The organism is Caloramator sp. (genome assembly GCF_020054765.1).
GTDB lineage: Bacteria > Bacillota > Clostridia > Clostridiales > Caloramatoraceae > Thermobrachium > Thermobrachium proteoclasticum.
This window is the reverse complement of sequence record NZ_JAIHAO010000025.1, coordinates 17,365-32,426: the sequence shown is the minus strand read 5'-3', so window position 1 is coordinate 32,426 and position 15,062 is coordinate 17,365. Positions and strand designations below refer to the sequence as shown.

Below are 15,062 nucleotides of genomic sequence, written 5' to 3'. Positions count from 1 at the left end.
AATCAATATGTACCTTTTAATAACAATCACTCCCCTATGTCTTATAAAATTATATTTGTCAAAGGGGTTAAATAGAACAGGTTAAATCTTGGTTAATTTATTGACAAGCTCTGCAGATTGATTTATACTAATATTGAAAATAATCTGAATTTTTTATTTTTGGAGGCGACTTAAGATGAATTTATACCATATCAACCTAACTTATGAAAACAAAATAGATGAGATAGCAGAGGATATAATAAACAACAACTTCGATGTTATTGAAATAGACGGAATATGTAATAGCTGTGATAAGGACTTAGTATTTGAATGTTTTGATTCAAACCCTATATTTAACATATTAAGAGAGCTTCAGCTAAAGGGTATTAGAGGATATAGATTTGATTGTAATATTTATAAAAGTTCAGATAAAAAAGTTACTCTTGTTAAAAAATACGATGTTACCAACATAAATGAAATATAAATTGGTTAAAATTTCTCCCCTTAAAACTCATTTTAACTTAATCAATAAAATTCAACTCCCCCTTATATAAGTAGGCGGGAGTACACCATCCTATGAGGTTACTTATTTAATTCTTTATATTTTTAATATTTTTATTAATCTTAGGTTTCTTGACATCAGACTTTTTTTACTATATACTACAATTGTTAATTATCTGAAATATTTGATGGTAAAGTCCATCAAATATTTTTTTACGCTCTATGCAATCGTTTGCTCACATTAAAAGGAGGTTTTAAAATGTCTAAAAAAATATTCACCTTTGATTTCTGGCAAAAATTTGGAAAAGCACTTATGGTTGTAGTCGCAGTAATGCCTGCAGCAGGACTTATGATTTCAATTGGAAAACTTATTGGAATTCTATTTGGGGACGTAACACTTGCACAGACGATTGCAAGAATAATTGAAGATTTAGGTTGGGGAATAATTGTAAATCTTCACATACTATTTGCAGTTGCAATAGGTGGTTCTTGGGCAAAGGAAAGAGCTGGTGGTGCCTTTGCTGCACTTATAGCCTTTATACTAATAAACCGTGTAACAGGTGCAATATTTGGCGTAAATGGTGCAATGCTTCAGGATGCAAACGCAACTGTTAAAACAATATTTGGCTCAAATTTAGTTGTTAAGGACTACTTTACATCTGTACTTGGTGCTCCAGCACTTAATATGGGTGTATTTGTTGGTATAATAGCAGGTTTCTTAGGTGCCGCACTTTATAACAAATACTACAACTACAACAAACTTCCAAACGCACTTTCATTCTTTAACGGTAAAAGGTTTGTTCCTTTTGTAGTTATATTAGGTTCAGTTGTAACAGCAACTATACTTTCAATCTTTTGGCCAATCGTACAAACTGGTATAAACACATTTGGTAAGTGGATTGCAACATCAAGGGACAATGCCCCATTTGTCTCAACATTCATATATGGAACCCTTGAGAGAATTCTACTTCCATTTGGTCTTCACCATATGATTACTATACCTATGAACTATACAGAACTTGGTGGAGTTTACAACATACTGACTGGAGATAAAGTTGGACAAGTTGTTTACGGACAAGACCCTCTTTGGCTTGCTTGGATTACAGACCTTAACAACCTAAAGGCAGCCGGCGATATGGCTACATACAATAAACTACTTGCTACAGTACATCCAGCAAGATTTAAGGTTGGACAAATCGTAACTTCAACTGCATCATTAATAGGTGCTGCACTTGCAATGTATATGAGCGTTGAGAAGCAAAAAAGACCTCAATACAAATCAATGTTTTTATCTGCTGCACTTGCAGTATTTTTAACAGGAGTTACAGAACCAATTGAATTTATGTTTATGTTTACATCACCTATACTATTCTTTGGATATGCAGTGTTTACAGGACTTGCCTTTGCAATGGCAGACCTTATAAACTTAAGAATACACGCCTTTGGTTTTATAGAACTTTTAACACGTACACCAATGATAGTAAATGCAGGACTTGCAAAGGATCTATTAAACTTTGTATTTACTTGCCTTCTATTCTTTGCTGTAAACTTCTTTGGATTTAGGTTCGCAATAAAGAAGTTTAACATACTAACTCCAGGACGTGGAGAAAATCAACTTGATGCAGAGGATGAGGCTGCTGCAACAACTACTAATGCAGGCAATAGAGAATTGGCATTTAAAATAATAGAACTTTTAGGAGGACGTGAAAACATTGTTGAAGTTGATGCTTGTATGACAAGACTTAGAGTTACAGTTGTTGACACAGCAAAGGTTGCAGAACAAAGCAAATGGAAGGAAAATGGAGCTGTTGGACTAATTATAAAGGATAAGGGAATACAAGCAATATACGGGCCTAAGGCGGATATATTAAAATCGGATATAAACGATATATTGGGGGCATAATAATGAAGCTATTAACACTAAACTGCCATTCCTGGATTGAGGAGAATCAGCTTGAAAAGCTTGATATTATTGCAAAGGATATCATTGAAAAGGGATATGATGTGGTTTCTCTTCAGGAGGTAAATCAGCTAATTGAAAATAAAGTAGCTATGGGAATAGTTAAGGAGGACAACTTTGCCCTCCTACTTATGAATAAAATAAACCAAATTTCAAAGGAAAAGTACAGTATGTACTACGAAAAGAGCCATATAGGATATGATAAATACGAAGAAGGAGTTGCTCTTTTAACAAAGCATAAGGTAAAAGATGTAAAGTCATACCTCATTTCAAGGGCAGATGACTTTAGCTTTTGGAAGACAAGAAGAGTTTTAAAGGCAAGTATCTTAATAGGCACAGAGGAGATAGACTTCTACTCCTGCCACCTTGGCTGGTGGGATGATGAGAAGGAACCCTTTAAGGAGCAGTTTGATAGGTTGTATGAAACTATTGACCAAAACAAGCTGACTTTCCTTATGGGAGACTTTAACAACAACGCCTTTATAAGAAATGAAGGCTATGACTACATCCTACAAAGGGGACTTTACGACACCTACAGCCTTGCAGAAGTAAAGGATGATGGTGTTACTGTAAAGGGGAAAATAGCAGGTTGGGATAAAAACAGAAATGATTTAAGACTTGATTTAATTTTAGTAAATAGGAAAATACCTGTTAAGTCTTCATCTGTTATATTCAACGGTATAAATAAAGAGGTTGTATCTGACCACTTTGGTGTTTGTGTTGAAATATAAACATATGGGCTGTATAAAATAATACAGCCCTTAAAATAAAAAAGATATTTTCTGATTATTTTAAAATTTGTATAAAATTATAAAGGATGGTGTTTATTGTGAACAGAGCTTGGTGGAAGGAAGGAGTAGCATACCAAATCTATGTAAGAAGTTTTAAAGACACAAATGGAGATGGAATTGGTGATTTAAGGGGAATTATTGAAAAACTTGATTACCTTAAACATTTAGGTGTTGATATGATATACCTAAACCCTATAAACAAATCTCCAAACGATGACAATGGCTATGACATTAGCGACTACTATGATATAATGGATGAATTTGGTACAATGGAGGATTTCAAACTTCTAATCCAAGAATTGCATAAGAGGGATATGAAGCTAATAATGGATCTTGTTATAAACCATACATCAGATGAACATCCTTGGTTTGTTGAGAGCAGAAAATCAAAGGATAATCCGTATCGAGATTACTACATATGGCATCCTGGTAAGAATGGAAATCCTCCAAACAACTGGGGTTCCTTCTTTGGTGGAAGTGCTTGGGAATATGATGAACAATCTGGAGAATATTATCTACACCTATTCTCAAAGAAAATGCCAGATTTAAACTGGAGATGTGAAGATGTAAGAAATGAAATAATAAAGATGATTCAATTTTGGATTGATTTGGGAGTTGATGGGTTTAGATTTGACGCAATAAACCACTTAGAAAAGGACTTTAACTTCCCAGACGCAGAGATAAAGGAAGGACAAGTATATGGAGACTTTATAAAATACGTTCAAAACCTACCTAAGGTACACGACTATATAAAGGAAATAAGAAGAAGGGTATTTAACACAGGATATCACGTTTTAATTGGAGAAACAGGAGGAATTAGCTACCATAATGCCTACCTATATACAGGTGTTGATAGAGAAGAACTTGATATGACCTTCCATTTTGATATGCACTCTGTTGGAAAAGGCGAAAGGGACTGGGAGAGAAGAAAGATAGATTTAGTAAAAGAGATAAAGGAGAAGATGAGCGGATGGCAGATGAGGGATGAGAAGGAAGGCTGGTGCCCAATCTTCTACTCAAACCACGACTCAACAAGAACAGTATCAAGACTTGGGGACGATAAAAAATACCATAAAGAGTCTGCAAAAATGCTGGCAACACTACAGCTTACCCAAAAGGGAACACCCTTTATATACTATGGTGATGAAATAGGAATGACAAACGCTTGGGACTTTGAACTTGAGGATTATAGGGATGTTGCTGTTTTTAATAAATATAGGGATTTTGTTGAATCTGGACTTGTGAGCCACGAAAACTATATAAAGGGGCTACACCTAACATCAAGGGATAATGCAAGAACACCTATGCAGTGGGACGACAGCAAAAACGCTGGATTTAGTGATGCTAATCCTTGGATTAGGGTTAATTCAAATTACAAGGATATAAATGTTAAGGCTCAAATTAAGGATGAAAATTCAATATTAAATTACTATAGAAGGCTTATCGAACTTAGAAAAAACAATTTAACTCTTGTTTATGGAGATTTTATTGAAATTAACAGAGAACACGAGGAGATATACTCATATATAAGAAAAGGGGAAGATGATGCATTTTTAGTAGTGGTAAACTTCTTTGGTGGAACACCTGAATTTAAACTTCCTGAAGATGTTAAGATTAAAGAGGCTAAGCTGATTTTATCAAACTACAACTTTTTAGATGAAAATATAAACAATATAGCCTTAAGACCTTATGAGGCAAGAATTTATAAAATTAAGCTATAATAAAGTAAACTTTAGGCTGTTTAGCCCCATGAAGGATTTTAAGGCATCCATTCATGGGGCTTTTTCATAAACTATCTAACAAGTGAGTTTGTCAAAAATCTGTTTATTTCTCCTGTAATTTTGAAACAGGAACTTCAAAAATTTTGTTGGTATCTAAATCTTTAACAACTGCTGATTTTGTATCCTTATGTACCTCCTCAATCCATACGCTGTGGCCGTTGTACTTTACATCAATTACACCAAGCGAGTCTTGAATTTCCATTGCTCTTTCAAGCCTCATAGCTACACCCCTTTTTTGTATTATGTTGTGCAAATTAGAAAATATTATGCACCATTTTTTAGTAAGTTATTTTATTAAAATAAATAGGGCTGTGTTTTCACAGCCCTAATTTACTTATTACCCATCCAATAAATTTTGTAAATACTACATCGTAGATATAGAAAAATAGTTGTGCAGCTATAAGGAATAGATAGTAGTAGCTAATTACAATTTCATTTGAAATGAATAACTTATACACATTATACACAGCTATTATTGAAAGATTAAAATAGATATACTTAAATACCCAATGAAATTTTGTTTTGCTCTCTAAATATGCCTTAACAGACGGATAGAAGGACATAGGGATAAAAACTAACACATACGCCTTATTGGGTATTAAAAAGAAGGCTAATATGTCTGTTGATAGTGCAACTAAAAGCCCTGTATATATGTTTGAAACTATAATAGGTATTGATAGAATATAGCTTGCAAGAGATAAAAAAGTTATTTTACCCTTAACACTTATAAGACCTAAATAGAGCGATATTATAGAAAGTGCTGCCGCTATACCGCTATAAGCAACCCTTTTGGTTTTATCCACATTATCCCCCCTCTTAACAGCAAGATATCAAATCTCCTCCTAAACATTCACAACAACAGTCTGCACAATATAGATATGTACATATAGTACAGCAGTCGTCATTTGACCTTCTTGAGGTGTTGTAGTAATGGGTATTGTAACTTCTATAGCTGTTGTTCATTCTATAGAGGGCATCTTTGTACTCTTGGTTGTAGGGGTTCATTTCTGATGCCCTTTTTATGTAGTCATATCCAACTGAATAGTTTCCTCTGTTTACATATACAAGTCCCATAAGATAGAACCATTCATCATTTCTTATATTTATTCTATTTAGCTCTCTTTCAGCACTAAAATAATCTCCTCTATTTATATACTCCCTAACCCTTTGAAAATCTGTAAAGGTATTTTGATTAGAGTAACCACTTGATGAATAGCCTCCATTTGAATATCCACTTTGCTGTTTTCCGTGGTTATTTAAAAGATAATCATAGGCCTCATTTATCTCTCTTAATTTTTCCTCTGCAAGTTCCTTTAAAGGATTGTCTTGGTATCTATCTGGATGATATTTTTTCACAAGCTCCCTATAGGCTCTCTTTATATCCTCCATTGAAGCGTTCTTGTCTACACCTAATACCTCGTATGGATTTTTCATTTATCCTTTCCCCCTTTAGTATTCTTTCTGTCTTATCTGCAAGGGATAGATAAATAATGTTATCTAATATCCCTCTATTCTTTTTTATATCAAGTAATTCATAAGCCTTTGTTATGTTTTCAAGGTAGCTATATAGAACAAATCTTATATTTTCAACTACCCTTTCCCTAAAGTTCTCCTCCTTTTCATAATTAAAGGCATAAATTAAAGGATTATATTTTTTCTCCTTTATATCCTTCTCTAAATCATCTAATGCATCTACTACATATATCCACCTTCCAAGATTATAACCAAAATATTTTAATACCTCACCTGTTTTACCTTCTAAAACATCGAAGGTTTCTTTTGTTATTTCTCCAAATAGGTGGCTTAATCTATCTATGTCAGATGAATTTTGCTTTTCTAAAGAAGACATTTCATAAAGGTTTTTGTCTATACTTTCAATTTTATCCCTAAACTTCTCTCCCTTTTTCACTTTAAAAACCTTTGAAAGCAGAAAAGAAAAATAGTTTTTGTCGTCATTATAATCATCAAGGAGCTTTCTATTTGTTAAGATTATATTCATCATAGCTGAATAGTCTATGTATTCATTTTTAAAATAGTTTACTTTATTTACTTTATACCCACAAAACCTCCTCTTTGGCCTGTCTGTATCATATTTTATTGATGACAAAAACAGGGCAAGAAAGGTCATATCGTAATTCAAAATATACTTTGCTGGGTAGTTTATCTTTCCAAGGGATGTACAAACTCCACAGTAATAGCCTTTGAAAACATCAAGCTCCCTAACCTTTAGCTCTCCCTTTAACGGTGTAACATAACCAAATATAAAATCACATCCTTTATGATAAATATATTTTTATTTTACAGCAAATATAATAAAAATTCCATATATAGTTAAAAAGAAAAGAATTCATCCGAAGATGAATTCTTTATATGCAATAAGTGATGCGGCTGCCATTATTTTTAATAAACTGCTCAAGTATCGAATACTTATTTTGTCGTGTCAACACAACTACTTCATAATTTTGTTTAACATAGTCTATCAAATCGTCTAATATCTTATACTCCTTTATATTTATAACTTCCACATAAACCTTTACTAATTCACTCTTTAATTCCCTATCCCTCAAAAGTAAATCCCTAAGTGTTTTAACAAGCTCAAAGCCTAAACTAAACTCCTGAAGAGAAAAGTTATAACCTCCTCCCACTTCCTTAAAAGGATTAAACATAATATTTTCTAAAATACCAACAGCCCGATCTAAATCCCCCATAAATATCCTCCCTAAAAATTTAAAAAATAATTTTTTATAAAATCGTATGTTTATAAAGGGGAAATTATTACTTACACTTTTTAAGAAAAATAAATCAAGTTAGTGGATGTAGTGAGTTTCAATCCCTCATAGGTAGGCTATAAACTCGGTAGCTTTTATATCGCCACCGAAGTATCTGTTGTTTCAATCCCTCATAGGTAGGCTATAAACCTCCGCAACGCTCACATATCCCATGCTTAAAAACAGTTTCAATCCCTCATAGGTAGGCTATAAACCTTCCTGAATTCCTTCTCCTCTACTTCTTCAACTACATGTTTCAATCCCTCATAGGTAGGCTATAAACATATCATTATGTGGAAATTTTATAAAATCTCTTGAATAGTTTCAATCCCTCATAGGTAGGCTATAAACTAAGAAAGCAATGAATTATGTAAGGAAGTATGTTACAGTTTCAATCCCTCATAGGTAGGCTATAAACGTATATCTCTGTAGTCCTGCTTTTGGCGCAATAAGTTGTTTCAATCCCTCATAGGTAGGCTATAAACTTTGTAAACCTTGAAAAAATTTATTATAATATAAATGGTTTCAATCCCTCATAGGTAGGCTATAAACATTCATCTTCCTTAGAGTTTCTTCTTGTGCTTTCTTGTTTCAATCCCTCATAGGTAGGCTATAAACTAACAATATCTCCATTTTCATTTTGTCTAATTGGTAGTTTCATTTTCGTAATAAAAAAGTAACTTTGTAGGTTTTTCAAGGGTTTGAGGCTGCTGTCGACCCCCCGGGTTTTTTGCAGGATTGGGGGTCGACAGCAAAAAACTGTGGCTTTCAGTCCACAGTTTTTTGCTTATTTATTCCAATTAATAAGCTATTCAAAGTATTCTTTACATATCTCAATTAATTTAAATCATTCGTAATTCTTTTATTTTGTACTTTTTGTTTTTTTACGCTGATATACATAAGCCGATAAAAGTAACCGCTTTAAGGTCAATCCTTCCATTAGAGCAAGTTTTCCCGCACTCAAAGTGCTGTCCAATTTCATACATTACAACTGTGTAGTTAAGTTTAGCTTCATTTTCATATAGTATTATTTGTTTTTATAAAAATATAATTCCTCTGACATCATTCCAAAACCTTCTTCGTTGTTGTCACCTAATCCTAAACAATTTGCTAAATATATAAGCTCCTTAGAACCATACAGCTCACATTTTGACTTTAAATATATTTTTCCTTCTTCTACAATTTTATCTGGGATATTTCTAAAAATTATTATAAAAGAATCATTATCAGGTTTTTTGCCATACACATTTTCATACTTCCTTATAATTTTATCCCTAATAAATTTATTATACAAAACAGGGTTCTCAACAAAATCAACACTTCTTCCCTCTTCATCTAAAACTAAAACAGGGGATAAAAGATACCCTTCATTAAAAAACTCTATCCTCTTTACTCCCGCATCAATATTTATAACTTTCCCATATTTAAATTCAATACCATCTTTTAAAATACTGTTTATCGCTCTATGCAAACCGCTAAAATTTAATGTTATAAAATCAAATCTGGCCTCATCAATTGCATAAAATCCATCTTCTATTACCTTTCTCCTTTTGCATACTAAATCTGAAAAGGTAAACCTTTTTATACCTAATTCTTTAAGTTTATTGCTGATTGAGCTTTTATACTCTTTTTCAAAGAAAAATGGGTTTTTAAAACCCATTTTTACACTAACTCTAACACCCTTCATAAAACTTACCTCAAAGTAACCTTAATCCATCCAAGTGGGGCTTCTATCTTACCATTTTTATACACCAATCTTCGTGTTTTTGGAAACATATCTTCATATATTCTACCTTTACTTACAACCTTTAGTTGTTTAATAAACTTATTATCTATCTTTTTAATAACACTCTTTGGCTTATAGCCTGTTGAAAAACCAACTTGTAATAGAAATTCATTTTCTGCAAGTTTCATATCACGCAGTTTTTTATAAAAATTCAATACATCAGTTAATTCCCCATTATTATATTTTTCATAAAACTCAATTTCAGAACCAATATAGTCATATACTTCCTTCTTTATCTTTGACACATAATTCATTACACTTTCAATATTCTTAATACCTGTAAAACTATTTTCTTTAAAATATTGTACAAATCCACTACTTATTTTACCCTTTAGCCTTGTTCCCCTTTTAAGTGCCTCTGTATGTATAGAAACTGCCCTTTGTTTATCTTCTATGTTTTCTCTTCCTGCAAACCACTTTACTCTTTCATTACATACATTCAACACCTTAATATCACAAAGTTCAAGGTTTGAAGCATCTACCACCTCAGTGTCAGATATGTTTAATAATCTAAAAGGAGAGTAATTAGGAGAACCAAACAACTCTTCTTCTGCTCTATCATCGCATACTTCACTTTTCTTTTTATTTTTTACAGAATTATCTAAACTTCTCAAATAAATATCTTCTTTATTAAGTGCCCTACTAAGCGTACTCCTTAAAGCACCCTTTATAGAGCTTCCTGGTATATATGGTCTTCCTGCTGTTTTCATTATTTCATTTATTTCTCTTATTCTATTTGTTGAACCTTCATAACCAAGTTCATATTTTACATAGTTTTTATAATTTATTCCCTCTTTTTTTAGTTTATCTGACAAACTTTCATTAGAACTAAAATCAAATTCTTCAACAACATCCAATGCCTCTTCATCTGCCTTTATCATTTTCATTATATCGATTATATATGCTTTTTTACCTTCAACAACAACTTGAAATCTTGGAATTTTATTCCCTGATGTCACCGTTGTTGGAGACAACACCTCAATCTCATAATAATTTACTTTATAATCCATTTTCCCCCCTCCTTATTCAAAGGGAACTAAAAACGCCCTGCCATATTTGTAAACCTTATGTTCGTTAAATCCCTCTGGAGTATCATCAAAAATTGTCCCTTCAGCTTCTCCTTCTACAATACTTCCTTCCTCAAACATCCTATATATATTATGCTTCTTTGTTTTTACATAGGGTGAATATATATATCCTGTTCTTTCTACAATAGAATAGCTTAAAAACTTTTCTATATCATCTTTTTTAGGTAAGCACAAGGATAGAAGAATATTTTTATTTAAAGGCTTCTCTAACTTTTCTTCAAAGGCTTCAAACTCAAAATGTCCATAACCATAGCTCCTCATACCACCTAATCCTTCATCAGCCAACAAGTTTAGAGCAGAGAAAACCTCATCCTTTAATTCATCCTCAACATCCATATAGAACCAAAGCCCACAGCCTTCATTAAACCTACAACAACTTGTATAGTAAATACTTGAACCGTTATTTAACCTATCTACTACAACCCTTGGTCTTTCTTCTATTTTGTATATATATTTCTCTATTTTCTTAGATAAAAGCATATTTCCTACTACATATTTATCCTTTGCCTGTCCCCTCAAAACCTTCTCACTTATATATTTTATCTTCTTATCCTTTTTAAAATCATCTAAATACATCTTGTTATATATTGGTCTTGGATAAAGGTACTCATCATCTACATAGTAAAAAGAAGATGAAACCTTAAGCTTACCTTGTAATATATTATCTAAAAAATTATCTGTTTTATCTTTTCCAAATAAAAGTGAATAGCAATTTACAATACCTGAAAATATAGTATCAGAATGAATAGTTGTGTCAGTTATATTAAACATACCCTCCCTATACCCTAAATGTATAGGTTCCTTAAATTTTAGCTTTACTCTATACCTTTTCATACCCATCATCCTAACTTAACTTCATTTAATGAATTAAATGGACCAAAAACCTTTTTATCCTCTTTTCCTAAATAAGCATTTTTACCTTTATACTCTATTTTTATATTTTCAAACTTAACTTGTCCATAACCTCTACTACCTTGACCACCTAAATAATCATCTTCAAGAAGCTTCATAGCAGTAAGTAGAGCTTCAAAGTATTTTTTATCATCATCATTGTACACATTAACAACAAAATTACACTTAAATGTTGCCCCTGCTGGTACCCTTTCTGTCTGCCTTGGGTTTGCCGCAGATGTTATTCTGTCTATGTTATTTTCAAACTTTACTTCTGTATATTCAAAATCCATATTATCCTTCATTTCATCTGTAATACTTTCATCTATAAGATGTGCATCCCTTACTATCAGCCTTGTTGGTTCCACAGCTTCATCAAATGCAATTGATTCTATCTTATTATTTTCTTGTATTACATCATGTTTTCCGTGATTTCTTCCAAAAAGACCACAAACAATACAATCCTTTTTGTCACACATATGCATTCTTATTGGATTTTTTTCACTTTTAACTGAATAAATGACATTACCAAGGGTTAGTTTATTATTATAAAACTCCATTAAACTTCTAAGTTTACCCTTTAAACTACTTCCTGGTATGTATGGTTTACCATATACATCCTTTATAACTGGATTATCAACTCCACCTATATCTAAGCTATTTCCTGCTGTACCAATATGAAGTCCTGTTAAAAGTTTTATTTCTGCATCTATAACATATTTTCCATTTAACACTATTTCATTAAAACCCATAATAATATACCCCCTTTATTAATTTCCACCATAAGCCTTGTGGTATGCTATTACTGCTTCAAAGAAATCCTTAAACCTCTTTAATTCAGTCTTATCTCCCTTTAATGTTTCTTGAATTAGTATGTCAAAAACATTTTTAAAGTTCTTTAATTTAGAAAATCTACCTGCTGTATATCCAATCTGTGCCTTTATTAATCTTAAATTGTATTGATATTCACGTTTTTCATCATATTCAAGTTTTCTAACTTCAGAATAGATTTTTCTAATTTGAGATACTGTTACACCATCATCCTTAATTCTTTTACCAACTTTTTCAGCAATTTCAAATAATAACTTTCCATCTGCATCCTTTTGAGGATTTAAAAGTATAGATGCAGTTTGTGCATTTAAAATATTCTCTTGATTATTTGGAATATTATTTTGCTGTTTCCCTTTGTTTTGATTATTATTTGGCATCTTTCCTACCTCCTTAACCCCTACTTTCTATATCAGACCAAAGTGTTGCTGTAAACAGCTTATTATACAATGAATTATTGTTCTTTAATATTTTACTTATAAGCAATTTAATATTTTCTTTAGCATCCTTATGTCTTTCTTGAAGCCTTGCAAAATAATAAACAAGCCTCCAAGATTTAAATAAATCTCCCTCTTCCTTACTTCTTTCATATTGATTAATAATAGAATAAATTGTGTAGTATATATTTCTTGTTACATTTTTATCCACAACCAAATACTTCATATCGTTTTTAATCTCTTTAAACTCCTCAAACTCTTCCCATCCTATAACATCTTTTAAGAATGAAAGGGCATTTTTAGTTTTACCGCCTCTTTCATACTCTTTAGCCATATCTAAGCTATCTCCAGCATCCTCTGCAACCCTAAACACAGGGAATTTAACATCCGGTGCAATCTCTATTGCCATTGATATTGTAATATCACTATTACCACCAGTATAATCATTAAACTTATGTGTCAAACCATATGCTAAATCTGGAAGACTGCTCCAAGGCCCTATTATAAAGAAATCATCTCCACCAGAATATATAACCATACACTCTTTATAGTTTTCCCTTACATAGTCCTCAAGGAATTTACCAAAGAAAATCTCAAGTTCAGAGGATAATGTCGCAACCCTTGATATTGACTTGTTTTCTCCCAATCCTTCTAAGAATATTTTCCCAAGGTTGTCAACATCACCTCTTAAAACTCCCCACCTTTTAATTCCTTGTGCCTTTTGTGAAACTTCCTCAAGGGTAGCTGTCCTACTACCTTCTTTAAACATATAATTTGCTGTTTTTATATAGCCTAATGTATTTTTAAAATCTACTCCTTCTTTATTTATAGAAAATGCCTTCTTATTTAATTGGTCTGTAAACTCAATCTCATATCCAAAGGAAGCAAAAACATCTTCCACCCTTTTAACTTTTCCAGTAAACTTTTCTCTTTTGTGTAAATACACATACTTGTTTCTATAAAGTGCATTACCTAACTCAACAAAGGATTCGCAAAACTCACAAATATCTCCCTTAATTTCCCTTTTACAATATGGACATATATTTATATTTTCTCTTGGCATAAAGAAATCTTCATTTAATATGTTTGAAAACTTCTTAAATTTTTCTTCTGAAAGTTTGTTTCCTGCAGCCCAGAAAACCTTTGAAAAATCTGCCGTTGCCAAATCACCAATATTAAATTCAACGCAGGATAAAAGAACAGAAACATCTATTCCGTGTGCTTTAAATAAAACTTCTTGTATTTTGCTTCTGTATTCCTCTATTCTCTCCTTTGTCTTATTTGGTGCAATTATATAAAAATGTCCTCCACCACAATAAAGTATATTGCTTAAGGTAAGTCCTTCCTCATCAACTATATACCTTGCAATAATATCAAGAATATATGATAGGTAAAATGAACGAGCCTTTAGATTCTTTAGAGCATCCTCCATATCTATGTTATACAAAAAGCTTTGAATACCAGATATATCACCCTTTATTAAACAAAATACATTTTCCTTAAAAAGCTCCTTATTAAGCTTTACTTTTGTATAAATTTCATCTATTTTTCTGTAATCTCCACCTATAATTTCTTCCTCAAACTGCTTGTATAAGCATACTGCAATTGCAGCAGTTGTTTTTAGGTGAGAAAAAAGGTTTATATCTGGTCTTGAATAATAATATGCAGATGGAATATTTGAGGTGTATTCATTGAGTATATAGTATATTCTGTCTATATCTCCCTCTTCCTTTATAACACCCTCAAATTCATCCCACAACCTTTTGTATGAAACAGATATATTTTGTTCTTCGTTATCCATAAGCTCATTAAATTGAGATAATCTTGAAATCCTTTTATACTTTCTTTTTTCTTCTCTACTTCTATTTAACTTAACCAAATTTAAAACAGAAATTAGATTTTTACAATCATCTTCCTTTTCCTCTCTTTCACCTGAAGAGAGCATATCTGCTATTGATATTATTTTTTCATATACATCAGTTGGTTTGTGGTGGTTTCTAACAAGCCTCTTGATTTCATTTATATTTGGCAAGTTAAGTTTTTCACAAAAGTAGGCACCCCACTCTTGATGTCTTGGAGAATATGCCCCCTCCTGTTCATATATTGTCTTATATGCTCTTTTTACCTTTTCCTTTTCGTTATTATCCTGCGTCCTTTGATAAAACTTACCTATGTCGTGCAAAAGGGCCGCAGCATATAATTCCTTCATCATATCCCCCCTCTTTTTTGGGCTATATTTATATTTTTCGTTA

At 32.1% G+C, this 15,062-nt stretch carries 15 protein-coding genes and 1 CRISPR repeat array; of the genes, 4 read left to right on the top strand and 11 right to left on the bottom strand.

All coding sequences use genetic code 11. The annotated features are described in order from the left end of the window. The first annotated feature begins 175 nt into the window (after window positions 1-175). From JG776_RS08655 to JG776_RS08640, 4 genes are all read left to right on the top strand, one after another. The gene (locus JG776_RS08655; protein ID WP_291966626.1) at window positions 176-463 is read left to right on the top strand and encodes a hypothetical protein; all 288 of its coding nucleotides are present in this window, start codon (window positions 176-178) and stop codon (window positions 461-463) included. A 276-nt stretch (window positions 464-739) separates the two neighbouring features. After that, window positions 740-2,383 carry a PTS transporter subunit IIBC gene (locus JG776_RS08650; RefSeq protein WP_291966624.1) on the top strand — a complete coding sequence of 548 codons (1,644 nt, stop codon included), beginning with the start codon at window positions 740-742 and terminating at the stop codon, window positions 2,381-2,383. A 2-nt stretch (window positions 2,384-2,385) separates the two neighbouring features. Beyond that, window positions 2,386-3,171, top strand: a complete 786-nt coding sequence (locus tag JG776_RS08645; protein WP_291966623.1) for an endonuclease/exonuclease/phosphatase family protein — start codon at window positions 2,386-2,388, stop codon at window positions 3,169-3,171. Between the two features lie 98 nt (window positions 3,172-3,269). After that, a complete protein-coding gene (locus JG776_RS08640) occupies window positions 3,270-4,952 on the top strand; it encodes an alpha-glucosidase (protein WP_291966620.1) in 1,683 nt (560 codons plus the stop codon). Between the two features lie 103 nt (window positions 4,953-5,055). Here the strand turns inward: JG776_RS08640 and JG776_RS08635 are convergent, their stop codons facing one another. The 11 genes from JG776_RS08635 to cas10 form a co-directional block, all read right to left on the bottom strand. After that, a complete protein-coding gene (locus tag JG776_RS08635) occupies window positions 5,056-5,232 on the bottom strand; it encodes an H-type small acid-soluble spore protein (RefSeq protein ID WP_291966618.1) in 177 nt (58 codons plus the stop codon). Between the two features lie 97 nt (window positions 5,233-5,329). Beyond that, window positions 5,330-5,815 carry a hypothetical protein gene (locus tag JG776_RS08630; protein WP_291966616.1) on the bottom strand — a complete coding sequence of 162 codons (486 nt, stop codon included), beginning with the start codon at window positions 5,813-5,815 and terminating at the stop codon, window positions 5,330-5,332. 13 nt (window positions 5,816-5,828) lie between these two features. Beyond that, window positions 5,829-6,446, bottom strand: a complete 618-nt coding sequence (locus tag JG776_RS08625; protein ID WP_291966614.1) for a DnaJ domain-containing protein — start codon at window positions 6,444-6,446, stop codon at window positions 5,829-5,831. Further along, a complete protein-coding gene (locus JG776_RS08620; RefSeq protein WP_291966655.1) occupies window positions 6,376-7,275 on the bottom strand; it encodes a DUF5685 family protein in 900 nt (299 codons plus the stop codon). The genes JG776_RS08625 and JG776_RS08620 overlap by 71 nt, the downstream gene beginning before the upstream one ends. Before the next feature lie 103 nt (window positions 7,276-7,378). Further along, on the bottom strand, window positions 7,379-7,720 hold the full coding sequence (locus JG776_RS08615; RefSeq protein WP_291966612.1) for a hypothetical protein: 342 nt from the start codon (window positions 7,718-7,720) through the stop codon (window positions 7,379-7,381). A gap of 115 nt (window positions 7,721-7,835) precedes the next feature. Then, window positions 7,836-8,398: a CRISPR direct-repeat array (repeat unit 30 nt; unit sequence GTTTCAATCCCTCATAGGTAGGCTATAAAC). Between the two features lie 409 nt (window positions 8,399-8,807). Next, window positions 8,808-9,467 carry a CRISPR-associated endoribonuclease Cas6 gene (locus JG776_RS08610; RefSeq protein ID WP_291966610.1) on the bottom strand — a complete coding sequence of 220 codons (660 nt, stop codon included), beginning with the start codon at window positions 9,465-9,467 and terminating at the stop codon, window positions 8,808-8,810. A 5-nt stretch (window positions 9,468-9,472) separates the two neighbouring features. After that, on the bottom strand, window positions 9,473-10,576 hold the full coding sequence (gene csm5 / locus JG776_RS08605) for a type III-A CRISPR-associated RAMP protein Csm5 (protein WP_291966608.1): 1,104 nt from the start codon (window positions 10,574-10,576) through the stop codon (window positions 9,473-9,475). A gap of 12 nt (window positions 10,577-10,588) precedes the next feature. Further along, window positions 10,589-11,488 carry a type III-A CRISPR-associated RAMP protein Csm4 gene (gene csm4, locus JG776_RS08600; RefSeq protein ID WP_291966605.1) on the bottom strand — a complete coding sequence of 300 codons (900 nt, stop codon included), beginning with the start codon at window positions 11,486-11,488 and terminating at the stop codon, window positions 10,589-10,591. Between the two features lie 5 nt (window positions 11,489-11,493). Next, a complete protein-coding gene (gene csm3 / locus JG776_RS08595) occupies window positions 11,494-12,297 on the bottom strand; it encodes a type III-A CRISPR-associated RAMP protein Csm3 (protein ID WP_291966603.1) in 804 nt (267 codons plus the stop codon). Window positions 12,298-12,315: 18 nt separating this feature from the next. Continuing rightward, window positions 12,316-12,753, bottom strand: a complete 438-nt coding sequence (gene csm2, locus JG776_RS08590) for a type III-A CRISPR-associated protein Csm2 (RefSeq protein WP_291966602.1) — start codon at window positions 12,751-12,753, stop codon at window positions 12,316-12,318. A gap of 13 nt (window positions 12,754-12,766) precedes the next feature. Next, window positions 12,767-15,019: a type III-A CRISPR-associated protein Cas10/Csm1 gene (cas10, locus tag JG776_RS08585; RefSeq protein ID WP_291966600.1), complete on the bottom strand. Its 2,253-nt coding sequence runs from the start codon at window positions 15,017-15,019 to the stop codon at window positions 12,767-12,769. Between the last annotated feature and the right edge of the window lie 43 nt (window positions 15,020-15,062).

Coding starts and splice junctions, on each gene's coding strand:
- JG776_RS08645 (WP_291966623.1), top strand. CDS start 2,386: ATGAAGCTATTAACACTAAACTGCCATTCCTGGATTGAGGAGAATCAG.
- csm5 (WP_291966608.1), bottom strand. CDS start 10,576: ATGGATTATAAAGTAAATTATTATGAGATTGAGGTGTTGTCTCCAACA.
- csm4 (WP_291966605.1), bottom strand. CDS start 11,488: ATGAAAAGGTATAGAGTAAAGCTAAAATTTAAGGAACCTATACATTTA.
- csm3 (WP_291966603.1), bottom strand. CDS start 12,297: ATGGGTTTTAATGAAATAGTGTTAAATGGAAAATATGTTATAGATGCA.
- cas10 (WP_291966600.1), bottom strand. CDS start 15,019: ATGAAGGAATTATATGCTGCGGCCCTTTTGCACGACATAGGTAAGTTT.
- csm2 (WP_291966602.1), bottom strand. CDS start 12,753: ATGCCAAATAATAATCAAAACAAAGGGAAACAGCAAAATAATATTCCA.
- JG776_RS08610 (WP_291966610.1), bottom strand. CDS start 9,467: ATGAAGGGTGTTAGAGTTAGTGTAAAAATGGGTTTTAAAAACCCATTT.
- JG776_RS08625 (WP_291966614.1), bottom strand. CDS start 6,446: ATGAAAAATCCATACGAGGTATTAGGTGTAGACAAGAACGCTTCAATG.
- JG776_RS08635 (WP_291966618.1), bottom strand. CDS start 5,232: ATGAGGCTTGAAAGAGCAATGGAAATTCAAGACTCGCTTGGTGTAATT.
- JG776_RS08615 (WP_291966612.1), bottom strand. CDS start 7,720: ATGGGGGATTTAGATCGGGCTGTTGGTATTTTAGAAAATATTATGTTT.
- JG776_RS08655 (WP_291966626.1), top strand. CDS start 176: ATGAATTTATACCATATCAACCTAACTTATGAAAACAAAATAGATGAG.
- JG776_RS08650 (WP_291966624.1), top strand. CDS start 740: ATGTCTAAAAAAATATTCACCTTTGATTTCTGGCAAAAATTTGGAAAA.